Annotated in this window: 20 protein-coding genes; all 20 read left to right on the top strand. The window is 55.9% G+C overall.

All coding sequences use genetic code 11. The features are described from left to right. Window positions 1–117: 117 nt before the first annotated feature. Window positions 118–1,842 (top strand): acetolactate synthase 3 large subunit, encoded by a 1,725-nt coding sequence (ilvI, locus tag LLF79_RS18620; protein WP_227880134.1) that lies wholly within the window; start codon window positions 118–120, stop codon window positions 1,840–1,842. Window position 1,843: 1 nt separating this feature from the next. Further along, a complete protein-coding gene (gene ilvN, locus LLF79_RS18615) occupies window positions 1,844–2,335 on the top strand; it encodes an acetolactate synthase small subunit (protein WP_008501994.1) in 492 nt (163 codons plus the stop codon). Window positions 2,336–2,514: 179 nt separating this feature from the next. Next, window positions 2,515–3,522: a catabolite repressor/activator gene (gene cra / locus LLF79_RS18610; protein WP_008501993.1), complete on the top strand. Its 1,008-nt coding sequence runs from the start codon at window positions 2,515–2,517 to the stop codon at window positions 3,520–3,522. 600 nt (window positions 3,523–4,122) lie between these two features. Continuing rightward, the gene (gene mraZ, locus LLF79_RS18605) at window positions 4,123–4,581 is read left to right on the top strand and encodes a division/cell wall cluster transcriptional repressor MraZ (RefSeq protein WP_021240528.1); all 459 of its coding nucleotides are present in this window, start codon (window positions 4,123–4,125) and stop codon (window positions 4,579–4,581) included. Between the two features lie 2 nt (window positions 4,582–4,583). Beyond that, a complete protein-coding gene (gene rsmH / locus LLF79_RS18600; RefSeq protein WP_021240527.1) occupies window positions 4,584–5,525 on the top strand; it encodes a 16S rRNA (cytosine(1402)-N(4))-methyltransferase RsmH in 942 nt (313 codons plus the stop codon). Then, window positions 5,522–5,887 (top strand): cell division protein FtsL, encoded by a 366-nt coding sequence (gene ftsL, locus LLF79_RS18595; RefSeq protein ID WP_008501989.1) that lies wholly within the window; start codon window positions 5,522–5,524, stop codon window positions 5,885–5,887. The genes rsmH and ftsL overlap by 4 nt, the downstream gene beginning before the upstream one ends. Window positions 5,888–5,902: 15 nt before the next feature. After that, complete coding sequence (locus tag LLF79_RS18590) at window positions 5,903–7,669, top strand: peptidoglycan glycosyltransferase FtsI (protein ID WP_008501988.1); 1,767 nt, start codon at window positions 5,903–5,905, stop codon at window positions 7,667–7,669. Next, the gene (gene murE, locus LLF79_RS18585; protein ID WP_227880133.1) at window positions 7,656–9,143 is read left to right on the top strand and encodes a UDP-N-acetylmuramoyl-L-alanyl-D-glutamate--2,6-diaminopimelate ligase; all 1,488 of its coding nucleotides are present in this window, start codon (window positions 7,656–7,658) and stop codon (window positions 9,141–9,143) included. The genes LLF79_RS18590 and murE overlap by 14 nt, the downstream gene beginning before the upstream one ends. Then, window positions 9,140–10,498: a UDP-N-acetylmuramoyl-tripeptide--D-alanyl-D-alanine ligase gene (murF, locus tag LLF79_RS18580; protein WP_023293291.1), complete on the top strand. Its 1,359-nt coding sequence runs from the start codon at window positions 9,140–9,142 to the stop codon at window positions 10,496–10,498. Before murE ends, murF begins: the two co-directional genes overlap by 4 nt. Next, window positions 10,492–11,574, top strand: coding sequence for a phospho-N-acetylmuramoyl-pentapeptide-transferase (gene mraY, locus LLF79_RS18575; RefSeq protein WP_008501985.1), 1,083 nt, complete (start codon window positions 10,492–10,494; stop codon window positions 11,572–11,574). The genes murF and mraY overlap by 7 nt, the downstream gene beginning before the upstream one ends. 2 nt (window positions 11,575–11,576) lie before the next feature. After that, window positions 11,577–12,893, top strand: coding sequence for a UDP-N-acetylmuramoyl-L-alanine--D-glutamate ligase (murD, locus tag LLF79_RS18570; RefSeq protein WP_023345434.1), 1,317 nt, complete (start codon window positions 11,577–11,579; stop codon window positions 12,891–12,893). Further along, window positions 12,893–14,137 (top strand): cell division protein FtsW, encoded by a 1,245-nt coding sequence (gene ftsW, locus LLF79_RS18565; RefSeq protein ID WP_008501983.1) that lies wholly within the window; start codon window positions 12,893–12,895, stop codon window positions 14,135–14,137. The genes murD and ftsW overlap by 1 nt, the downstream gene beginning before the upstream one ends. Continuing rightward, window positions 14,134–15,198 carry an undecaprenyldiphospho-muramoylpentapeptide beta-N-acetylglucosaminyltransferase gene (gene murG, locus LLF79_RS18560; RefSeq protein WP_021240525.1) on the top strand — a complete coding sequence of 355 codons (1,065 nt, stop codon included), beginning with the start codon at window positions 14,134–14,136 and terminating at the stop codon, window positions 15,196–15,198. Before ftsW ends, murG begins: the two co-directional genes overlap by 4 nt. A 56-nt stretch (window positions 15,199–15,254) precedes the next feature. Beyond that, on the top strand, window positions 15,255–16,730 hold the full coding sequence (gene murC, locus LLF79_RS18555) for a UDP-N-acetylmuramate--L-alanine ligase (RefSeq protein WP_023326695.1): 1,476 nt from the start codon (window positions 15,255–15,257) through the stop codon (window positions 16,728–16,730). Further along, window positions 16,723–17,643 (top strand): D-alanine--D-alanine ligase, encoded by a 921-nt coding sequence (locus LLF79_RS18550; protein ID WP_227880132.1) that lies wholly within the window; start codon window positions 16,723–16,725, stop codon window positions 17,641–17,643. The genes murC and LLF79_RS18550 overlap by 8 nt, the downstream gene beginning before the upstream one ends. A gap of 1 nt (window position 17,644) precedes the next feature. After that, window positions 17,645–18,487: a cell division protein FtsQ gene (gene ftsQ / locus LLF79_RS18545; RefSeq protein WP_008501979.1), complete on the top strand. Its 843-nt coding sequence runs from the start codon at window positions 17,645–17,647 to the stop codon at window positions 18,485–18,487. Next, window positions 18,484–19,740: a cell division protein FtsA gene (gene ftsA / locus LLF79_RS18540; protein ID WP_006173845.1), complete on the top strand. Its 1,257-nt coding sequence runs from the start codon at window positions 18,484–18,486 to the stop codon at window positions 19,738–19,740. The genes ftsQ and ftsA overlap by 4 nt, the downstream gene beginning before the upstream one ends. 63 nt (window positions 19,741–19,803) lie before the next feature. Then, window positions 19,804–20,955, top strand: coding sequence for a cell division protein FtsZ (gene ftsZ, locus LLF79_RS18535; protein WP_008501978.1), 1,152 nt, complete (start codon window positions 19,804–19,806; stop codon window positions 20,953–20,955). 101 nt (window positions 20,956–21,056) lie between these two features. Then, the gene (gene lpxC / locus LLF79_RS18530) at window positions 21,057–21,974 is read left to right on the top strand and encodes a UDP-3-O-acyl-N-acetylglucosamine deacetylase (RefSeq protein ID WP_008501977.1); all 918 of its coding nucleotides are present in this window, start codon (window positions 21,057–21,059) and stop codon (window positions 21,972–21,974) included. 278 nt (window positions 21,975–22,252) lie between these two features. Then, window positions 22,253–22,756, top strand: a complete 504-nt coding sequence (secM, locus tag LLF79_RS18525) for a secA translation cis-regulator SecM (RefSeq protein WP_227880130.1) — start codon at window positions 22,253–22,255, stop codon at window positions 22,754–22,756. Window positions 22,757–22,792 lie beyond the last annotated feature (36 nt).

Raw genomic sequence — 22,792 nt, 5'->3', positions numbered from 1 at the left:
ACGAGCGGTTAAGGTAAAGAACACTCTGCAAAATATAAGATTGGTTCATCCCAATCGTAAGACGGTGCGGAAATGAATTCGGCAGTCCGTCTATAACAAAATGCCTGGAGGCAAAGCATGGAGATGTTGTCTGGCGCGGAAATGGTCGTCCGGTCGCTGATCGATCAGGGCGTAAAGCAAGTGTTCGGCTACCCTGGCGGCGCGGTCCTCGATATTTATGATGCCCTCCATACGTTAGGGGGCATTGACCATGTTTTGGTACGTCACGAGCAGGCGGCCGTACATATGGCCGACGGCCTGGCGCGTGCGACGGGTGAAGTGGGCGTGGTCCTGGTCACGTCCGGCCCCGGCGCGACAAACGCCATTACCGGCATTGCGACGGCGTATATGGACTCTATCCCGCTGGTGATCCTCTCCGGGCAGGTAGCCACCTCGCTGATTGGCTACGATGCTTTTCAGGAGTGCGACATGGTTGGGATTTCGCGTCCCGTGGTGAAGCACAGCTTCCTGGTTAAGCAAACCGAAGATATTCCCGGCGTACTGAAAAAAGCCTTCTGGCTGGCGGCAAGCGGACGCCCGGGACCGGTGGTGGTCGATCTGCCTAAAGACATTCTGAACCCGGCAAACAAGCTGCCTTACGTCTGGCCGGAATCGGTGAGCATGCGTTCTTACAACCCGACAACGCAGGGGCATAAAGGTCAGATCAAGCGGGCGTTGCAAACGCTTCTGGCAGCCAAGAAACCGGTCGTCTATGTCGGGGGCGGAGCGATCAATGCAGCCTGTGAAGCCCAGCTTCGTGAACTGATTGAAAAACTCAACCTTCCTGTTGCGTCGTCGCTGATGGGGCTGGGGGCGTTTCCCGCCACCCACCGCCAGGCGCTGGGTATGCTGGGTATGCACGGTACCTATGAAGCCAACATGACGATGCACCACTCCGATGTGATCTTTGCCGTCGGTGTGCGTTTTGACGATCGTACCACCAACAACCTGGCGAAATATTGCCCGAATGCCACCGTGCTGCATATTGATATCGATCCGACGTCAATATCTAAAACGGTGTCGGCTGATGTGCCGATCGTCGGTGATGCCCGTCAGGTTCTGGAACAGATGCTGGATCTGCTGGCCCAGGAGAAAGCGACCCAGCCGCTGGATGAGATCCGCGACTGGTGGCAGCAGATTGAACAGTGGCGCGCGCGTCAGTGCCTGAAATATGACACGCAGAGCGAAAACATTAAGCCGCAGGCGGTCATCGAAGCGGTGTGGCGACTGACGAAAGGTGAAGCGTATGTGACCTCAGACGTGGGCCAGCATCAGATGTTTGCTGCCCTGTATTATCCGTTTGATAAACCGCGACACTGGATCAACTCGGGTGGCTTAGGCACCATGGGCTTTGGTCTGCCTGCCGCACTGGGCGTGAAGCTGGCGCTGCCGGATGAAACCGTCGTCTGCGTGACCGGAGACGGTAGTATCCAGATGAACATTCAGGAACTGTCTACCGCGCTGCAGTATGAACTGCCGGTTCTCGTGCTGAACCTGAATAACGGCTACCTCGGCATGGTGAAGCAGTGGCAGGATATGATTTATTCTGGCCGTCACTCACAGTCATACATGAAATCGCTGCCGGATTTTGTTCGTCTTGCTGAAGCTTACGGCCATGTTGGCATGCGGGTAACCGATCCGGCCGAGCTGGAAACGAAGCTCGCACAAGCGCTTGAGCACGTTAAAAACAACCGCCTCGTCTTTATGGATGTGATTGTTGATGGAACCGAGCACGTCTATCCGATGCATATTCGGGGTGGTGGTATGGATGAAATGTGGTTAAGCAAAACGGAGAGAACCTGATATGCGCCGGATATTATCAGTTTTACTGGAAAACGAGTCTGGCGCACTGTCGCGCGTCATTGGCCTTTTTGCGCAGCGCGGTTATAACATTGAAAGCCTGACCGTCGCCCCGACGGAAGACCCAACGCTGTCGCGCATGACGATCCAAACCGTTGGCGACGCTAAGGTGCTTGAACAGATTGAGAAACAGCTGCATAAGCTGGTCGACGTGCTGCGCGTGAGCGAGCTGGGGCAAGGGGCCTACGTTGAACGTGAGGTCATGCTGGTGAAAATTCAGGCCAGCGGCTACGGGCGTGAAGAAGTCAAACGCAATGCGGATATTTTCCGCGGACAGATTATCGACGTCACGCCTTCTCTTTATACCGTTCAGCTGGTCGGGACGAGCGACAAGCTGGATGCGTTCCTGGCGTCCGTACGGGATGTCGCAAAAATTGTCGAGGTGGCGAGATCGGGTGTTGTGGGTCTGTCACGCGGCGAGAAAATCATGCGTTAGTTGTCAAAAAGGTTCGCCTCTTTCTGCCCGGTCACCAAAGCCGGGCTTTTTTTTGCGTAATCAGCCGACAACGCAGATAAAAGCGGTTGCCGCGAAGGCTTTTCTGCGTTTAGATGTTAAAAGATTTAACCATAACCTTGACAGGGCCATGGACTCTTTTCTTTTTTTAAGGGGCAATTGTGAAACTGGATGAAATCGCCCGGCTAGCCGGCGTGTCACGAACAACGGCCAGCTATGTGATTAACGGTAAAGCAAAGCAGTACCGTGTCAGCGACAAGACCGTTGAAAAAGTTATGGCGGTGGTTCGTGAACATAACTACCATCCGAATGCTGTCGCAGCCGGTCTACGCGCCGGGCGCACCCGCTCTATTGGTCTGGTGATCCCGGATCTGGAAAACACCAGCTATACCCGTATCGCCAACTATCTTGAACGTCAGGCGCGTCAGCGCGGCTATCAATTGTTGATTGCCTGCTCGGAAGACCAGCCTGATAACGAAATGCGCTGCATTGAACATCTGCTTCAGCGCCAGGTGGATGCCATTATTGTTTCGACCTCCTTACCGCCGGAGCATCCTTTCTACCAGCGCTGGGCGAATGATCCGTTCCCGATCGTTGCGCTTGACCGTGCCCTCGATCGCGAGCATTTCACCAGCGTGGTGGGTGCCGATCAGGATGATGCCGAAATGCTGGCCGCAGAGCTGCGGACGTTCCCGGCGGAAACGGTGCTGTATCTTGGCGCGCTGCCTGAACTTTCCGTGAGCTTCCTGCGCGAGCAGGGATTCAGAACGGCATGGAAAGACGATCCGCGCGAGGTTCACTACCTCTATGCCAACAGCTACGAACGTGAAGCCGCCGCGCAGCTGTTCGAAAAATGGCTGGAAACGCATCCAATGCCTCAGGCGCTGTTCACTACCTCGTTTGCGCTCTTGCAGGGTGTCATGGATGTGACCTTACGTCGTGAAGGTAAACTGCCTTCCGATCTGGCGATTGCCACGTTCGGGGATAATGAGCTGCTCGACTTCCTTCAGTGCCCGGTGCTGGCGGTTGCACAGCGCCATCGCGATGTGGCTGAACGCGTGCTGGAGATTGTGCTGGCGAGTCTGGATGAACCCCGCAAACCGAAGCCGGGCCTGACGCGTATCAAACGTAACCTCTACCATCGCGGAATTTTAAGCCGCCAAAAATGAAATGACCGGGGCGGCGAAATCTGCCCCTTTTTGCTGCAATAATTCGTGCAGATAATTCCCGGAGAGAAATTAGGATAATTCTTGGGAGATCATAATCGCCTATTTTTCTTTATTCATTTTGGCTTTTAAATTGCCCTTTAAACAACATCTCAGCGATTTTAAACGGCACTCTTTGTATTATTTTGTTACAAACCCTCTTCGGTCGATGAATATTCAGACGTTTTTTCCTCTTCCTTTGACAGCTTACGCGATAACCACTGCGCTTACCGCTCGCCTGAGTGAATCTGGCGCTGTCATCCCCTGAGAATCTGTCATAAAATGCTGCCCGCGTCGCAAACTGACACTTTATATTTATCTGCGATGATATTGAGTGAGCCTTAACGCTAGTGTGCATATTCGGTTTTTTTCTTACAAATATTCATAACGTTAATTTTGCCTCGCCAGTTGTGCAGTTATTAACCAGGACTGTTTATCTCTGTAAATAGAGGGCTTTCGAGTCCTTATGCCGAGAGTCCTGGCTTGACAAGCTTTTCCCTCGCTCCGTAAACTCCTTTAGGTGGGAATTTGTGGGTTAAAGTGGTGAGGAGGGGTGAGACTGGCATGTTCCGTGGAGCTACGTTAGTCAATCTCGACAGTAAAGGGCGTTTATCGGTACCAACCCGATACCGCGACCAGCTGATTGAGAACGCTGCGGGTCAAATGGTTTGCACCATTGACATTAACTCCCCCTGCCTGCTGCTTTACCCCCTGCCTGAATGGGAAATTATTGAGCAAAAGCTGTCGCGACTGTCGAGCATGAACCCGCAGGAACGCCGCGTGCAGCGGTTGTTATTGGGACATGCCAGTGAATGTCAGATGGATAACGCAGGGCGATTACTGATCGCGCCTGTGTTACGGCAACATGCCGGTCTGACCAAAGAAGTGATGCTGGTCGGGCAGTTCAACAAATTTGAACTGTGGGATGAAACGACCTGGTATCAACAGGTCAAGGAAGATATCGACGCTGAGCAGTCTGATTCCGCGACATTATCGGAACGGCTGCAGGACTTGTCTCTATAAATATGATGGAAAATTATAAACATAAAACGGTGTTATTGGACGAGGCCGTTAACGGCCTGAATATTCGTCCGGATGGCATCTACATTGATGGCACTTTTGGTCGCGGTGGTCACTCGCGTTTGATCCTCTCCCAACTGGGTGAGGAGGGGCGTCTGCTGGCAATCGATCGCGATCCGCAGGCAATTGCCGTTGCACAGACTATCAATGACCCACGCTTTTCCATCGTGCATGGACCCTTTTCTGCGCTCGCGGACTATGTGGCTGAGCGCGGCCTGACGGGCAAGATCGACGGGATTCTTCTCGATCTTGGCGTCTCTTCACCCCAACTTGATGATGCTGAACGCGGTTTTTCCTTTATGCGTGATGGTCCGCTGGACATGCGTATGGACCCGACTCGCGGCCAGTCTGCCGCCGAGTGGTTACAGACCGCTGACGAAGCGGATATTGCATGGGTCATCAAAACCTTCGGCGAAGAGCGCTTTGGCAAACGTATTGCGCGCGCCATTGTTGAGCGCAATCGCATTGAGCCGATGACCCGCACCAAAGAGTTGGCCGAGGTGATCGCGGCGGCAACACCGGTGAAGGATAAGCACAAACATCCCGCGACCCGTACCTTCCAGGCGGTTCGCATCTGGGTAAACAGTGAACTGGAGGAAATAGAGCTGGCGCTAAAAAGCTCGCTCGACGTGCTGGCCCCGGGTGGGCGGTTATCCATCATCAGCTTCCATTCGCTGGAAGACCGTATTGTTAAACGCTTTATGCGTGAACAAAGCCGCGGTCCACAGGTACCAGCGGGGCTGCCGATGACGGAAGAACAACTCAGGAAACTGGGTGGCCGTCAGTTGCGAGCATTAGGCAAGTTGATGCCGGGCGAAGAAGAGGTGGCAGAGAATCCACGCGCCCGTAGTTCAGTGCTGCGTGTTGCAGAGAGGACGAACGCATGATCGGCAGAGTGACAGAGACCCTAAGCAAAGTTAAGGATTCGTTAGGAAGCAACGAGCGCCATGCCTTGCCTGGCGTGATCGGCGACGATCTTTTGCGGTTTGGGAAACTGCCACTCTGTCTGTTCATTTGCATCATTGTCACGGCTGTGACGGTGGTCACCACCGCCCACCACACACGTTTATTGACTGCGCAACGCGAGCAGATGGTACTGGAACGCGATGCGCTGGATATTGAATGGCGAAATCTGATCCTTGAAGAAAACGCGCTCGGCGATCACAGCCGGGTTGAACGGATCGCAACGGAAAAGCTGCAGCTGCAGCATGTGGATCCTTCACAGGAAAATATCGTAGTACAAAAATAAGGGAAAACGCGACGCATGAAAGCAGCGGCAAAAACGCTAAAACCAAAACGTCAGGAAGAACAGGCCAACTTTATCAGTTGGCGTTTTGCGTTGCTTTGCGGCTGCATTTTACTGGCGCTGGGTTTTCTACTGGGCCGCGTGGCCTGGCTGCAAATCGTCGCCCCTGACATGCTGGTACGCCAGGGCGATATGCGCTCTCTGCGCGTGCAGGAGGTTTCCACGTCCCGCGGGATGATCACCGACCGCTCCGGTCGTCCGCTGGCGGTGAGCGTGCCGGTGAAAGCGATCTGGGCCGATCCGAAAGAGCTGCACGACGCCGGTGGCATTACCCTTGATAACCGCTGGAAAGCCCTCTCTGATGCGCTGAAAATGCCGCTGGATCAGCTGGCTTCCCGCGTTAACGCGAACCCGAAAGGACGTTTTATCTATCTGGCGCGTCAGGTTAACCCTGACATGGCGGACTACATTCGCAAACTGAAGCTGCCGGGTATTCATCTGCGTGAAGAATCCCGCCGTTACTACCCATCCGGCGAAGTAACCGCTCACCTCATTGGCTTTACCAACGTCGACAGCCAGGGGATTGAGGGCGTTGAGAAAAGCTTCGATAAGTGGCTCACCGGCCAGCCGGGCGAGCGAATCGTGCGTAAGGACCGTTACGGGCGCGTCATCGAAGATATCTCTTCCACGGATAGTCAGGCAGCGCATAACCTGGCCCTGAGTATCGACGAGCGCCTGCAGGCGCTGGTCTACCGCGAGCTGAACAACGCGGTGGCGTTCAACAAGGCGGAGTCAGGCAGCGCCGTGCTGGTGGATGTCAGCACCGGTGAAGTGCTGGCGATGGCCAACAGCCCGTCCTACAACCCGAACAACTTTACCGGCACCGCAAAAGATGCCATGCGTAACCGGGCAATTACCGACGTGTTCGAACCCGGCTCCACGGTGAAGCCGATGGTGGTGATGACCGCGCTCCAGCGCGGTATTGTCAATGAAAACACGGTCCTGAACACTGTCCCATACCGTATTAACGGCCACGAGATAAAAGACGTGGCGCGCTACAGCGAATTGACCCTGACCGGGGTGTTACAGAAGTCGAGTAACGTCGGTGTTTCAAAGCTGGCGTTAGCGATGCCGTCCTCAGCGTTAGTAGAGACTTACTCACGTTTTGGACTGGGAAAGGCGACCAATTTGGGGTTGGTCGGAGAACGCAGTGGCTTATATCCTCAAAAACAACGGTGGTCTGACATAGAGAGGGCCACCTTCTCTTTCGGCTACGGGCTAATGGTAACCCCGTTACAGTTAGCGCGAGTCTACGCAACGATTGGCAGCTATGGCGTCTATCGCCCGCTGTCGATTACCAAAGTTGATCCACCGGTCCCGGGCGAGCGTATCTTCCCGGAATCCATCGTTCGTACCGTGGTGCACATGATGGAAAGCGTGGCGCTGCCGGGCGGCGGCGGCGTGAAGGCGGCGATTAAAGGCTATCGTATCGCCATTAAAACCGGTACAGCGAAAAAAGTGGGGCCAGACGGCCGCTACATCAACAAATACATTGCCTATACCGCAGGCGTTGCGCCTGCAAGCAATCCGCGTTTTGCGCTGGTGGTCGTGATAAACGATCCACAGGCGGGTAAATACTACGGCGGCGCCGTCTCCGCGCCTGTGTTCGGGGCCATCATGGGCGGCGTGTTACGCACCATGAACATTGAACCGGATGCGCTGGCGACGGGCGAAAAAAGTGAATTTGTAATTAATCAAGGCGAGGGTACAGGTGGCAGATCGTAATTTGCGCGACCTTCTCGCTCCGTGGGTGCCAAATGCACCGGAGCGAGCACTGCGAGAGATGGTACTGGACAGCCGCGTAGCGGCTTCTGGCGATCTTTTTGTGGCGGTGGTCGGTCATCAGGCGGACGGGCGTCGTTATATCCCGCAGGCGATTGCGCAAGGTGTGGCTGCCATTATTGCTGAGGCCAAATATGAGGCAACCGACGGTGAGATCCGTGAAATGCACGGCGTGCCGGTCATCTATCTCAGCCAGTTAAACGAACGTCTTTCCGCACTGGCGGGACGTTTTTATCACGAACCTTCCGACCAGCTGCGTCTGGTTGGCGTAACGGGTACGAACGGTAAAACCACCACCACGCAGCTGATGGCGCAGTGGGCACAGCTGCTGGGTGAAACCGGTGCGGTGATGGGGACCGTGGGTAACGGTCTGCTGGGCAAAGTGAGCCCGACGGAAAACACCACCGGCTCGGCGGTTGACGTACAGCACGTGCTTGCCGGTCTGGCAGGGCAGGGCGCAACCTTCGCCGCGATGGAGGTCTCTTCGCACGGTCTGGTACAGCACCGCGTCGCGGCGCTGAAATTTGCTGCATCCGTGTTTACCAACCTGAGCCGCGACCATCTTGATTATCATGGCGATATGGAGCACTACGAAGCCGCGAAATGGCTGCTGTTCTCTACTCACCATTACGGTCAGGCCATCATCAACGCCGACGACGAAGTGGGCCGCCGCTGGCTGGCGAAGCTGCCGGATGCGGTTGCCGTCTCGATGGAAGACCATATCAATCCGAACTGCCACGGCCGCTGGCTGAAGGCGGTTGAGGTGAATTATCACGACAGCGGGGCGACCATCCGCTTTGCCTCTTCCTGGGGGGAAGGCGAAATTGAAAGCCGCCTGATGGGGGCGTTTAACGTCAGCAACCTGCTGCTGGCCCTGGCAACGCTGCTGGCGCTGGGTTACCCGATGGCTGAACTGCTGAAAACCGCCGCGCGACTGCAGCCGGTTTGTGGCCGTATGGAAGTATTTAGCGCGCCGGGTAAGCCGACCGTTGTGGTTGATTATGCCCACACGCCGGATGCGCTGGAAAAAGCGCTGGAAGCGGCGCGCCTGCACTGTACCGGTAAGCTCTGGTGCGTGTTTGGCTGCGGCGGCGATCGCGACAAAGGCAAACGCCCGCTGATGGGGGCGATTGCGGAACAGTTCGCGGATATTCCGGTTGTCACCGATGACAACCCGCGTACCGAAGAGCCGCGCGCCATCATTAATGACATTCTGGCGGGTATGCTGGACGCAGGCCGCGCGCGCGTCGTGGAAGGCCGTGCTGAAGCCGTGACGAACGCCATCATGCAGGCGCAGGAGAATGATGTTGTTCTGCTGGCGGGCAAAGGCCATGAAGATTATCAGATCGTTGGCAATCGCCGTCTGGACTACTCGGATCGCGTAACGGCAGCTCGCCTGCTGGGAGTTGTCGCATGATTAGCCTCTCCTTAAGCCAGGCCGCAGAAGTACTGCACGGCGACCTGCACGGGCAAGACCTGACCATCGATGCCGTGACGACGGACACCCGTAAAGTCACCGCAGGCTGTCTCTTTGTGGCGCTGAAAGGCGAGCGTTTTGACGCGCATGATTTTGCCGAGCAGGCCAAAGAGAACGGCGCCGGTGCGCTGCTGGTCAGCCGCAAGCTTGATATCGATCTGCCGCAGGTTGTGGTGAAAGATACGCGTCTCGCGTTCGGTGAGCTGGCTGCCTGGGTTCGTCAGCAGGTGCCGGCTCGCGTCGTCGCGCTGACAGGGTCATCAGGCAAAACGTCAGTGAAAGAGATGACGGCGGCGATCCTCAGCCAGTGCGGCAATACGCTTTATACCGCGGGCAACCTCAATAATGACATCGGCGTGCCGATGACATTGCTTCGCCTGACCAAAGAGCATGACTATGCGGTGATCGAGTTAGGCGCAAACCACCAGGGTGAAATCGCCTGGACCGTGAGCCTGACTCGCCCGGAAGCGGCGCTGGTGAATAACCTCGCGGCTGCGCACCTGGAAGGCTTTGGCTCGCTGGAAGGCGTGGCGAAAGCGAAAGGTGAAATTTACACCGGCCTGCCGGATAACGGTATTGCCATTCTGAACGCCGATAACAACGACTGGCTTAACTGGCAGAGCATCATTGGTGCGCGTAAAACCTGGCGCTTCTCACCAAATGCGGCCAACAGTGATTTTACGGCGACCAATATCCATGTGACGTCGCACGGCACCGAGTTCACCCTCACTACCCCAACGGGTGGCGTGGAGGTGCTGCTGCCGCTGCCGGGTCGCCATAACATCGCCAATGCCCTTGCGGCGGCGGCGCTGGCAACGGCGGTGGGCGCTTCACATGCGGCAATCAAAGCCGGGCTGGCGAACCTGAAAGCCGTGCCGGGACGCCTGTTCCCGATTCAGCTTTCGGAAAACAAGCTACTGCTGGATGACTCTTATAACGCGAATGTTGGCTCGATGACGGCGGCGGTGCAGGTGTTATCTGAAATGCCGGGCTACCGCATCATGGTGGTTGGCGACATGGCAGAACTGGGCGACGAAAGCGAAGCCTGTCATACCCAGGTCGGTGAAGCGGCGAAAGCGGCGGGGCTGGACTGTGTACTGAGCACAGGAAAATTGAGCCAGGCGATTAGCCAGGCCAGCGGCGTTGGCGAGCATTTTGCCGATAAAGCCGCCTTGATTGAGCGCCTTAAGGCATTAATGACAGAAAAACAAATTGTGACAGTGTTAGTGAAAGGTTCACGTAGTGCCGCCATGGAAGAGGTTGTGCACGCATTACAGGAGAACGGGACATGTTAGTTTGGCTGGCCGAACATTTGGTCAAATATTACTCAGGCTTTAACGTCTTTTCATATCTGACGTTTCGCGCCATCGTCAGCCTGCTGACTGCGCTGTTCATCTCGTTGTGGATGGGCCCGCGCATGATTGCCCGTCTGCAAAAGCTCTCTTTCGGCCAGGTTGTGCGTAACGACGGCCCGGAATCGCACTTCAGCAAGCGCGGTACGCCGACCATGGGCGGGATCATGATCCTGACTGCCATCGTCGTTTCCGTGCTGTTGTGGGCGTACCCGTCCAACCCGTACGTCTGGTGTGTGCTGACGGTACTGGTGGGTTACGGGATCATCGGTTTCGTCGATGATTACCGCAAAGTCGTCCGCAAAGATACCAAAGGCCTGATTGCCCGCTGGAAGTATTTCTGGATGTCGGTGATCGCGCTGGGCGTGGCCTTCGCACTGTATCTTGCCGGGAAAGACACGCCAGCGACCGAGCTGGTCGTGCCGTTCTTTAAAGACGTGATGCCGCAGCTGGGTCTGTTCTACATTCTGCTGGCGTACTTTGTGATTGTCGGCACCGGTAACGCCGTTAACCTGACCGACGGTCTGGATGGCCTGGCAATCATGCCTACCGTCTTCGTGGCGGCCGGTTTTGCGCTGGTGGCGTGGGCGACCGGTAACATGAACTTTGCGAACTACCTGCACATCCCTTATCTGCGTCATGCGGGTGAACTGGTGATCGTCTGTACGGCGATTGTCGGTGCGGGTCTTGGCTTCCTGTGGTTCAACACCTATCCGGCTCAGGTCTTTATGGGTGACGTCGGTTCACTGGCTTTGGGCGGCGCGCTGGGCATTATTGCCGTGCTGCTGCGCCAGGAGTTCCTGCTGGTGATCATGGGCGGCGTGTTTGTGGTTGAGACGCTGTCGGTGATTTTGCAGGTCGGCTCCTTCAAGCTGCGCGGTCAGCGCATCTTCCGTATGGCGCCGATTCACCACCACTATGAACTGAAAGGCTGGCCGGAGCCGCGCGTCATTGTGCGCTTCTGGATTATTTCGCTGATGCTGGTGCTGATTGGCCTGGCAACGCTGAAGGTACGTTAATCATGGCAGATTACCAGGGCAAAAAAGTCGTTATCATCGGGTTGGGCCTCACGGGGCTCTCCTGCGTGGACTTTTTCCTCGCGCGTGGCGTGACGCCGCGCGTGATGGATACGCGTGTCTCTCCGCCGGGTCTGGACAAGCTGCCGGAACAGGTTGAACGCCACCTGGGTGGTCTGAATGATGACTGGCTGCTGGCAGCCGATCTGATTGTCGCCAGCCCGGGTATGGCGCTGGCGCATCCTTCCCTGAGCGCTGCCGCAGATGCGGGCGTTGAGATTGTTGGCGATATCGAGCTGTTCTGCCGCGAAGCGCAGGCTCCCGTTATCGCGATTACCGGTTCTAACGGTAAAAGCACCGTCACCACCCTGGTGGGGGAAATGGCAAAAGCGGCGGGCATGAACGTCGGCGTTGGCGGTAACATTGGTTTGCCTGCTCTGATGCTGCTGGATAAAGGCTGTGAACTGTATGTTCTCGAGCTTTCCAGCTTCCAGCTGGAAACGACCTCCAGCCTGCATGCTGCCGCTGCGACGATCCTCAACGTGACTGAAGATCATATGGACAGATATCCCTTTGGTCTGCAGCAGTACCGTGCCGCCAAGCTGCGCGTTTATGAGAATGCCAAAGTCTGCGTGGTGAACGCCGATGATGCGCTGACCATGCCGGTGCGTGGCGCAGACGAGCGCTGCATCAGTTTTGGCATCACCATGGGTGATTACCATCTGAACCGCCAGCTGGGCGAAACCTGGCTGCGCGTGAAAGGTGAGAAAGTGCTGAACGTGAAAGAGATGAAGCTCTCTGGTCAGCACAACTATACCAATGCGCTGGCGGCGCTGGCGCTGGCGGATGCCGTGGGGCTGCCGCGCTCCTCAAGCCTGAAAGCGTTAACCACGTTTTCTGGCCTGGCGCACCGTTTCCAGCTGGCGCTGGAGCACAACGGCGTGCGCTGGATCAACGACTCCAAAGCCACCAACGTGGGCAGCACGGAGGCCGCGCTGAACGGGCTGCACGTTGACGGTACCCTGCATCTGCTGCTGGGCGGCGACGGTAAGTCTGCTGATTTCTCGTCCCTGAAGCCGTATCTCTCCGGCGATAACATCCGTCTCTACTGCTTCGGCCGTGACGGCAGCGAGCTGGCTGAACTGCGCCCTGAGATCGCCGAGCAAACCGAAACCATGGAACAGGCGATGCGGCTGATTGCCCCTCGCGTGAAGCCGGGTGATATGGTGCTGCTCTCTCCGGCCTGTGCCAGTCTCGATCAATTCAAGAATTTCGAACAGCGTGGTGATGTCTTTACCCGCCTGGCGAAGGAGTTAGGCTGATGCGTTTATCTCTCCCTCGCCTGAAAATGCCGCGCCTGCCAGGATTTGGGATCCTGGTGTGGTTGTTTGCGGCGCTCAAAGGCTGGGTGATGGGCTCTCGTCAAAAAGATAACGACAGCCTGATCATGTACGACCGCACGCTGTTCTGGCTCACAATGGGGCTCGCGGCGGTCGGCTTTATTATGGTGACGTCAGCGTCAATGCCCGTCGGGCAGCGTCTGGCGAACGATCCTTTCCTGTTTGCCAAACGTGATGGTCTGTACATCATCCTGGCATTCTGCCTGGCGCTGGTGACCTTGCGTCTACCGATGGAGTTCTGGCAGCGGCACAGTACGGCCATGCTGATCGCCTCGATCATTATGCTGCTGATCGTTCTGGTGGTGGGGAGCTCCGTAAACGGGGCATCACGCTGGATCGCCTTTGGCCCGCTGCGTATTCAGCCTGCGGAATTTACCAAGCTCTCCCTGTTCTGCTACCTGGCGAACTACCTGGTGCGTAAAGTAGATGAAGTGCGTAACAACCTGCGCGGCTTCTTAAAACCGATGGGCGTGATTCTGGTGCTGGCGGTCTTACTGCTGGCGCAGCCTGACCTCGGTACCGTGGTGGTACTGTTTGTGACCACGCTGGCCATGCTGTTCCTGGCGGGCGCGAAGCTGTGGCAGTTCATCGCCATCATTGGGATGGGGATTTCAGCGGTTGTGCTGCTGATCCTCGCCGAGCCTTACCGTATTCGCCGCGTGACCTCTTTCTGGAACCCGTGGGAAGACCCGTTCGGCAGCGGTTATCAGCTGACGCAGTCACTCATGGCCTTTGGTCGTGGTGAGCTCTGGGGACAGGGGCTGGGTAACTCGGTACAGAAACTGGAGTATTTACCGGAAGCGCATACTGACTTCATCTTCTCCATTATTGCGGAAGAACTGGGTTATATCGGTGTGGTATTAGCGCTATTAATGGTATTCTTCGTCGCTTTCCGCGCCATGTCCATCGGCCGGAAAGCGCTGGAGATCGATCACCGTTTCTCAGGCTTCCTGGCCTGCTCAATTGGTATCTGGTTTAGTTTCCAGGCATTGGTTAACGTCGGGGCCGCAGCGGGTATGCTGCCGACCAAAGGTCTGACGTTGCCGTTGATCAGTTATGGTGGTTCTAGTCTGTTGATTATGTCGACGGCCATCATGCTGTTGTTGCGCATAGATTATGAAACGCGTCTGGAAAAAGCCCAGGCGTTTACACGAGGTTCACGATGAATCAACCGAAGCGGTTAATGGTGATGGCAGGCGGTACCGGCGGACATGTGTTCCCGGGACTGGCGGTTGCGCACCATTTAATGGATCAGGGCTGGCAGGTACGCTGGCTGGGAACCGCAGACCGCATGGAGGCCGACCTGGTACCGAAACACGGTATTGAGATCGACTTTATTCGTATTTCCGGCCTGCGCGGCAAAGGCCTCAAGGCAATGCTGCTGGCTCCGGTGCGCATTTTTAACGCCTGGCGTCAGGCGCGCACCATTATGAAGCGCTTTAAGCCCGATGTGGTGCTGGGCATGGGCGGCTATGTCTCGGGTCCGGGCGGGCTGGCAGCGTGGTCGTTAGGTATTCCCGTCGTACTGCATGAGCAGAACGGTATTGCCGGTCTGACCAACAAATGGCTGGCGAAAATCGCCACCAAAGTCATGCAGGCGTTTCCCGGCGCGTTCCCGAAAGCGGACGTGGTAGGTAACCCGGTCCGTGTGGACGTGCTGGCGCTGCCGTTGCCGGACGCTCGCCTGGCGGGCCGTGAAGGGCCGGTTCGTGTGCTGGTCGTCGGTGGCTCTCAGGGGGCACGCATTTTAAACCAGACGATGCCGCAGGTTGCTGCAAAGCTGGGGGATGCCGTCACCATCTGGCACCAGAGCGGAAAAGGCGCTCAGCAGACCGTTGAGCAGGCTTACGCCGAGGCGGGGCAGCCGCAGCATAACGTGACGGAATTTATCGACGACATGGCGGCAGCGTATGCCTGGGCCGATGTCGTGGTCTGTCGTTCTGGCGCCTTAACGGTAAGCGAAATCGCTGCCGCGGGTCTGCCAGCCCTGTTTGTGCCTTTCCAGCACAAAGACAGACAGCAGTACTGGAATGCCCTGCCGCTTGAGAAAGCCGGTGCGGCGAAAATTTTTGAGCAGCCACAATTTACCGCTGACGCGGTCGCCACCACCCTGGCGGGCTGGAACAGAGACGTATTGCTTGAGATGGCTGAACGCGCGCGCGCGGCGGCTATCCCTGATGCGACGGAACGGGTGGCAAAAGAAGTGAGCCTGGCAGCCCAGGCTTAACCCTCGCAGCGCGTGAAGCGCGGCACGAATTTTAAGTAGTCGATGGCGTTTAGAGAATGAATACACAACAACTGGCAAAACTGCGTTCAATCGTGCCCGAGATGCGTCGCGTCCGGCACATTCACTTTGTTGGCATCGGTGGTGCCGGCATGGGCGGTATTGCCGAAGTGTTAGCTAACGAAGGCTATCAGATCAGCGGGTCTGACCTGGCGCCAAACCCTGTAACGCAGCAGCTGGCGTCGCTTGGGGCGACTATCTATTTCAACCATCGCCCGGAAAACGTGCGCGATGCGAGCGTGGTGGTGGTCTCAAGCGCCATCTCTTCTGACAACCCGGAAATCGTTGCCGCTCACGACGCGCGCATTCCGGTGATCCGCCGTGCCGAAATGCTGGCGGAACTGATGCGCTTCCGCCACGGCATCGCGATTGCCGGGACCCACGGTAAAACCACGACCACGGCGATGGTTTCCAGTATTTATGCAGAAGCGGGTCTCGACCCGACGTTCGTCAACGGCGGCCTGGTCAAAGCCGCGGGCGTACATGCGCGTCTGGGCCACAGTCGTTATCTGATTGCTGAAGCGGACGAGAGCGACGCGTCGTTCCTGCACCTGCAGCCGATGGTGGCGATTGTCACCAACATCGAAGCTGACCATATGGATACCTACCAGGGTGACTTCGAGAACTTAAAGCAGACCTTTATCAACTTCCTGCACAACCTGCCGTTCTACGGGCGCGCGGTGATGTGCGTGGACGATCCGGTGATCCGCGAGTTGCTGCCGCGCGTGGGGCGTCAAATCACCACCTACGGCTTCAGCGAAGACGCTGACGTCCGCGTGGAAGAGTACAAACAGATTGGCGCGCAGGGACACTTCACGCTGGCGCGTCAGGACAAAGAGCTGCTGCACGTGACGCTGAATGCGCCAGGGCGCCATAACGCGCTCAATGCCGCAGCGGCAGTGGCCGTCGCGACGGAAGAAGGTATTGATGATGATGCGATTCTGCGCGCACTGGAAAGCTTCCAGGGCACCGGGCGTCGTTTCGATTTCCTCGGTGAATTCCCGCTGGATGCCGTGAACGGTAAAGCCGGTACGGCGATGCTGGTGGACGACTATGGCCACCATCCGACCGAAGTGGACGCCACCATTAAAGCCGCTCGTGCAGGCTGGCCAGATAAAAATCTGGTGATGGTGTTCCAGCCGCACCGCTTCACGCGTACGCGCGATCTGTATGACGATTTCGCCAGCGTCCTGTCACAGGTAGACACCCTGTTAATGCTGGATGTGTACGCCGCAGGCGAGACGCCGATTCCTGGTGCAGACAGCCGTTCTCTGTGTCGCACCATTCGTGGACGCGGTAAAGTTGACCCTATTCTGGTTTCTGACCCTGCGCAGGTGGCGGAAATTCTGGCACCGGTCCTGACAGGTAACGATCTCATTCTGATTCAGGGCGCGGGAAATATCGGCAAAATCGCCCGTACCTTAGCTGAAATCAAACTGAAGCCGCAAAACCAGGAGGATGAGCATCATGGCTGATAAGATTGCTGTCCTGTCTGGCGGCACCTCCGCCGAGCGCGAGGTTTCCCTGAATTCAGGCGCCGCTGTACTGGCTGGCCTGCGTGAAGGTGGCGTCAATGCGCACCTGGTCGATCCAAAAGAGGTCGACGTGACGCAGTTAAAAGCCATGGGCTTCGATAAAGTCTTTATCGCTTTACACGGTCGTGGCGGCGAAGACGGCACCCTGCAGGGGCTTTTGGATCTGATCGGTCTGCCATACACCGGCAGCGGCGTGATGGCGTCTGCTATCTCGATGGATAAACTGCGCAGCAAGCTGCTGTGGCAGGGCGCAGGTTTACCTGTTGCGCCATCGGTGGCACTGACGCGTCGCGAATTTGAATTGGGCCTGCCGGATAGCGTTAATGCACGCATTGCTGAACTGGGCTTACCGGTTATTGTAAAGCCCAGCCGGGAAGGCTCCAGCGTGGGAATGTCCAAAGTCGACAAAGCTGACGATTTAGCGTCCGCTTTAGCGCTGGCATTTCAACATGATGATGAAGTTCTGATAGAAAAATGGCTTAGCGGGCCGGAATTCACCGTCGCGATGCTTGGCGAAGAAATTTTACCGTCAATCCGTATCCAACCCGCCGGAGTCTTCTATGATTATGAGGCGAAGTATCTCTCTGATGAGACGCAATATTTCTGCCCAAGTGGTCTTGAAGCTGAGCGTGAAGACGATTTACAGTCCCTGGTGCTTAAAGCCTGGCATGTTCTGGGTTGCCAGGGCTGGGGACGCATCGACGTGATGCAGGACCGGGATGGACAATTTTATCTGCTGGAAGCCAACACCTCTCCGGGTATGACGAGCCACAGCCTTGTGCCGATGGCTGCGCGTCAGGCGGGGATGAGCTTCTCGCAGTTAGTCGTACGCATTCTGGACCAGGCGGGCTGATATGTCTCAGGCTGCATTGAACACGCGCAACCGCGATGACGAGGAAGAATACACCTCTTCACGCCGCAGTAATGGAACGCGTCTTGCAGGCATCATTTTCCTGCTCGGGGTGCTGTGCACCGTGTTTATCAGCGGCTGGATGGTCCTGGGCTGGATGGAAGATGCGCAGCGGTTGCCGCTTTCTAAGCTGGTGGTCACCGGTGAGCGTCACTACACGCGTAACGACGATATTCGCCAGTCAATACTGGCGCTGGGCTCGCCTGGCACCTTTATGACGCAGGACGTCAATATTATCCAAAGCCAGATTGAACGTCTGCCATGGATAAAACAGGCGAGCGTAAGAAAGCAATGGCCTGATGAATTGAAGATTCATCTGGTTGAATATGTGCCCATTGCGCGTTGGAATGATCAGCACATGGTTGACGTCGACGGAAATTCCTTCAGCGTCCCGACCGATCGTGTCAACAAGCAGAATTTACCGATGTTGTATGGCCCTGAAGGCAGCGAAAACGAGGTGTTACAGGGTTTTCGTGAAATGGGCCAGGTGCTGGCGAAGGACAGGTTTACGTTAAAAGATGCTGCAATGACGGCGCGCCGCTCCTGGCAGCTTACGTTAACGAACGGCATTAAGCTCAACCTGGGACGCGGGGACACCATGAAGCGTCTGGCGCGTTTTGTCGAACTTTACCCGGTTTTACAGCAGCAGGCACAGACTGACGGCAAACGGATAAGCTACGTTGATTTGCGCTATGACTCAGGCGCAGCAGTCGGTTGGGTACCGGCTCCGGTCGAGGAACCTAATCAGCAACAGAATCAGGCACAGGTACAGGCAGAACAACAATGATCAAGGCGACGGACAGAAAACTGGTAGTTGGACTGGAGATTGGCACCGCGAAGGTTGCCGCTTTAGTAGGGGAAGTTCTGCCCGACGGTATGGTCAATATCATTGGCGTGGGCAGTTGCCCGTCACGTGGTATGGATAAAGGTGGGGTAAACGATCTTGAATCGGTGGTGAAATGCGTCCAGCGCGCCATCGATCAGGCTGAATTGATGGCAGATTGCCAGATTTCTTCTGTCTATCTTGCCCTTTCTGGTAAGCACATTAGCTGCCAGAACGAAATCGGTATGGTGCCGATTTCCGAAGAGGAAGTGACGCAGGAAGACGTTGAAAACGTTGTGCATACGGCGAAGTCCGTGCGTGTTCGCGATGAGCATCGCGTATTGCACGTGATCCCGCAGGAATATGCGATTGACTACCAGGAAGGGATCAAAAACCCGGTTGGTCTGTCAGGCGTTCGTATGCAGGCAAAAGTGCACCTGATCACATGTCACAACGATATGGCGAAGAACATTGTAAAAGCCGTTGAACGTTGTGGCCTGAAAGTTGACCAACTTATTTTCGCCGGTCTGGCGGCAAGTTATTCCGTGCTGACCGAAGATGAACGTGAACTGGGTGTCTGTGTGGTCGATATTGGTGGTGGTACAATGGACATGGCCGTGTATACCGGCGGTGCGTTGCGCCACACCAAAGTGATCCCGTACGCAGGAAACGTCGTGACCAGCGATATTGCTTACGCTTTTGGTACGCCACCGAGCGATGCAGAAGCGATTAAAGTGCGCCACGGCTGTGCGCTGGGTTCTATCGTTGGCAAAGATGAGAGCGTTGAAGTGCCAAGCGTCGGTGGTCGTCCACCGCGCAGCCTGCAGCGCCAGACGTTGGCAGAGGTGATCGAGCCGCGCTATACCGAGCTGCTCAACCTGGTCAACGAAGAAATTTTACAGTTACAGGAACAGCTTCGTCAGCAGGGTGTTAAACATCATCTTGCGGCGGGGATTGTATTAACCGGCGGTGCAGCGCAAATTGAAGGTCTTGCGGCCTGTGCGCAGCGCGTCTTCCATACGCAGGTACGTATTGGGGCGCCGCTGAATATTACCGGTTTAACGGATTATGCTCAGGAGCCGTATTATTCAACGGCTGTGGGCCTGCTCCACTACGGGAAGGAATCTCATCTCAGTGGTGAAGCGGAAGTGGAAAAACGCGTCTCAGTGGGGTCGTGGGTCAAACGACTGAACAACTGGTTGCGAAAAGAGTTTTAATTTTTTTAAGAGACCGGAGAGAATTAGCGGTCTCGGGCGACAGGCACAACGGAGAGAGAAATTATGTTTGAACCTATGGAACTGACCAACGACGCGGTGATTAAAGTCATCGGCGTCGGTGGCGGCGGCGGTAACGCCGTAGAGCATATGGTGCGTGAACGCATTGAAGGTGTTGAATTCTTCGCGGTTAACACCGATGCGCAGGCACTGCGTAAGACGGCGGTAGGCCAGACTATCCAGATCGGCGGTGGTATCACCAAAGGGCTGGGAGCTGGGGCTAACCCGGAAGTGGGTCGCAATGCGGCTGAAGAAGATCGTGAAGCCCTGCGCGCTGCACTGGAAGGTGCGGACATGGTCTTCATCGCAGCAGGTATGGGGGGCGGTACCGGTACCGGCGCAGCACCTGTTGTGGCTGAAGTTGCTAAAGATTTAGGTATTCTGACCGTTGCTGTCGTGACCAAGCCTTTCAATTTTGAAGGCAAGAAGCGTATGGCCTTCGCGGAGCAGGGTATCACCGAGCTGTCCAAACATGTGGACTCGCTGATCACCATCCCGAACGACAAACTGTTGAAAGTTCTGGGTCGCGGTATCTCCCTGCTGGACGCCTTCGGTGCAGCAAACGACGTGCTGAAAGGCGCGGTTCAGGGTATCGCTGAACTGATTACCCGTCCTGGCCTGATGAACGTTGACTTTGCAGACGTTCGCACCGTGATGTCCGAAATGGGCTACGCGATGATGGGCTCTGGCGTGGCGAGCGGTGAAGACCGTGCAGAAGAAGCGGCTGAAATGGCTATCTCTTCTCCACTGCTGGAAGATATCGACCTGTCTGGTGCGCGCGGCGTGCTGGTCAACATTACCGCTGGCTTTGACCTGCGTCTGGATGAGTTCGAAACCGTGGGTAACACCATCCGTGCGTTCGCCTCTGACAACGCTACCGTGGTAATCGGTACTTCGCTTGACCCTGAAATGAACGACGAGCTGCGTGTTACCGTTGTTGCAACCGGTATCGGTATGGACAAGCGTCCTGAGATCACCTTAGTGACTAACAAGCAGACTCAGCAACCGGTAATGGATCGTTACCAGCAGCACGGTATGTCTCCGCTGACTCAGGAGCAGAAACCGGCCGCGAAAGTGGTGAACGACCCAACGCCGCAAACGGCGAAAGAGCCAGATTATCTGGATATCCCGGCGTTCCTGCGTAAGCAAGCTGATTAAGAATTGGCTGGAATTAGGGGATTTGCGCTCTTTGTGCTAAACTGGCCCACCGTTAGTGATATACACTCTCGGTTGGATAGTTAATTTGGCGAGATTATACGATGATCAAACAAAGGACACTTAAACGTATCGTTCAGGCGACGGGTGTCGGTTTACATACCGGCAAGAAAGTCACGCTGACGTTACGCCCTGCGCCGGCCAATACCGGGGTCATCTATCGTCGCACCGACTTGAATCCACCGGTAGATTTTCCGGCCGATGCCAAATCTGTGCGTGATACTATGCTCTGTACTTGTCTGGTGAACGAGCATGACGTGCGGATTTCTACCGTAGAGCACCTGAACGCCGCCCTGGCGGGTCTGGGTATCGACAACATTATTGTTGAAGTCGACGCGCCAGAAATTCCGATTATGGATGGCAGTGCTGCACCGTTCGTCTATCTGTTGCTGGATGCCGGCATCGAAGAACTGAACTGCGCGAAGAAATTTGTCCGCATCAAAGAGACCGTTCGCGTCGAAGATGGCGACAAGTGGGCTGAATTTAAACCGTACAATGGTTTCTCGCTGGACTTTACCATCGACTTTAACCATCCGGCGATTGATTCCAGCACCCAGCGCTATGCGATGAACTTCTCTGCCGATGCGTTTATGCGTCAGATCAGCCGAGCCCGTACGTTTGGCTTCATGCGTGATATCGAATATCTGCAGTCCCGCGGCCTGTGCCTGGGCGGCAGCTTCGATTGTGCCATCGTTGTTGACGATTATCGCGTACTGAACGAAGACGGCCTGCGTTTCGAAGATGAATTCGTTCGTCACAAAATGCTGGACGCTATCGGCGACCTGTTCATGTGTGGTCACAACATCATTGGTGCATTTACCGCGTTCAAATCCGGTCATGCGCTGAACAACAAACTGTTGCAGGCCGTCCTGGCAAAACAGGAAGCCTGGGAATATGTGACCTTCGAAGACGAAGCAGAACTGCCGTTGGCTTTCAAAGCGCCAAGCATGGTTCTGGCGTAACGGTTCACGCCGTTTCGTAAAAAATCGACTGGTTAACCTGGTACTCTCTCCGGCCAGGAAGACCAGTCGTTTTTATTTTTACCCTTCTTTGTTTGTCCCAGCGTTATTTCTAGTCTGTCCTGCGTAGAAAGTGTGTGCGTTAGCTGCATTCTTGACCGTTTTTCCCCGCGGCGGCGCCTCATTCCTGCTGATGTGTATTGGCTTTAGTGGTAATATCTGGGCGCTTAAAAAAATAACTGAAGATAGCCTGTAACAGGCTGGCTTATGTGGTGGAGCAAGTGAGCGGAATACTGACGCGCTGGCGACAATTTGGCAGACGTTACTTCTGGCCGCATCTCTTATTAGGGATGGTCGCGGCGAGTTTCGGCTTGCCTGTGCTCAGCAACAGTGCCGAAGCGGCGACGCCGACGAAGACCTCTACCAGCAAACACGATCTCAATACGCGGGTTAACTTTACAAATCTCGCCTGGCTTGAAGCCAATCGCCGCCCGAATTTCTCCGTTGATTACTGGCACCAGCACGCTATCCGCACGGTTATCCGACATCTCTCCTTCGCGATGGCGCCGCAGGCAATGCCTGTTGCGGAAGAGGCGCTGCCGGTGCAGGCGCAGCATCTTGCCCTGCTGGACACGCTCAACGCGCTGCTCACGCAGGACAGCCAGCCGCCGGTCATGGTTCGCCAGACGGCGCAACGCGCGCTCGTTCCTCCTGTTTCATTCTCTGTTTCAACCTGGATTAGCCAGGTTCACGGCATTCGCGCCGGGCCTCAACGCCTCAGCTAAATTAACTTTTTCAATACCTTAATTTATCTGCCCATG

Origin of the sequence: Enterobacter cloacae complex sp. 2021EL-01169 (assembly GCF_020733125.1) — a bacterium.
Lineage (GTDB): Bacteria > Pseudomonadota > Gammaproteobacteria > Enterobacterales > Enterobacteriaceae > Enterobacter > Enterobacter roggenkampii.
The sequence above is the reverse complement of the archived record's forward strand: the minus strand, read 5'-3'. Positions and strand labels throughout refer to the sequence as shown.

Excerpts from the sequence above, each read along its gene's own strand:
- ftsA (WP_006173845.1), top strand. The coding sequence starts at position 18,484 with ATGATCAAGGCGACGGACAGAAAACTGGTAGTTGGACTGGAGATTGGC.
- ilvN (WP_008501994.1), top strand. The coding sequence starts at position 1,844 with ATGCGCCGGATATTATCAGTTTTACTGGAAAACGAGTCTGGCGCACTG.
- mraZ (WP_021240528.1), top strand. The coding sequence starts at position 4,123 with ATGTTCCGTGGAGCTACGTTAGTCAATCTCGACAGTAAAGGGCGTTTA.
- LLF79_RS18590 (WP_008501988.1), top strand. The coding sequence starts at position 5,903 with ATGAAAGCAGCGGCAAAAACGCTAAAACCAAAACGTCAGGAAGAACAG.
- ftsW (WP_008501983.1), top strand. The coding sequence starts at position 12,893 with ATGCGTTTATCTCTCCCTCGCCTGAAAATGCCGCGCCTGCCAGGATTT.
- lpxC (WP_008501977.1), top strand. The coding sequence starts at position 21,057 with ATGATCAAACAAAGGACACTTAAACGTATCGTTCAGGCGACGGGTGTC.
- ftsQ (WP_008501979.1), top strand. The coding sequence starts at position 17,645 with ATGTCTCAGGCTGCATTGAACACGCGCAACCGCGATGACGAGGAAGAA.
- ftsZ (WP_008501978.1), top strand. The coding sequence starts at position 19,804 with ATGTTTGAACCTATGGAACTGACCAACGACGCGGTGATTAAAGTCATC.
- murF (WP_023293291.1), top strand. The coding sequence starts at position 9,140 with ATGATTAGCCTCTCCTTAAGCCAGGCCGCAGAAGTACTGCACGGCGAC.
- murC (WP_023326695.1), top strand. The coding sequence starts at position 15,255 with ATGAATACACAACAACTGGCAAAACTGCGTTCAATCGTGCCCGAGATG.
- murG (WP_021240525.1), top strand. The coding sequence starts at position 14,134 with ATGAATCAACCGAAGCGGTTAATGGTGATGGCAGGCGGTACCGGCGGA.
- murD (WP_023345434.1), top strand. The coding sequence starts at position 11,577 with ATGGCAGATTACCAGGGCAAAAAAGTCGTTATCATCGGGTTGGGCCTC.
- ftsL (WP_008501989.1), top strand. The coding sequence starts at position 5,522 with ATGATCGGCAGAGTGACAGAGACCCTAAGCAAAGTTAAGGATTCGTTA.
- rsmH (WP_021240527.1), top strand. The coding sequence starts at position 4,584 with ATGATGGAAAATTATAAACATAAAACGGTGTTATTGGACGAGGCCGTT.
- mraY (WP_008501985.1), top strand. The coding sequence starts at position 10,492 with ATGTTAGTTTGGCTGGCCGAACATTTGGTCAAATATTACTCAGGCTTT.
- LLF79_RS18550 (WP_227880132.1), top strand. The coding sequence starts at position 16,723 with ATGGCTGATAAGATTGCTGTCCTGTCTGGCGGCACCTCCGCCGAGCGC.
- ilvI (WP_227880134.1), top strand. The coding sequence starts at position 118 with ATGGAGATGTTGTCTGGCGCGGAAATGGTCGTCCGGTCGCTGATCGAT.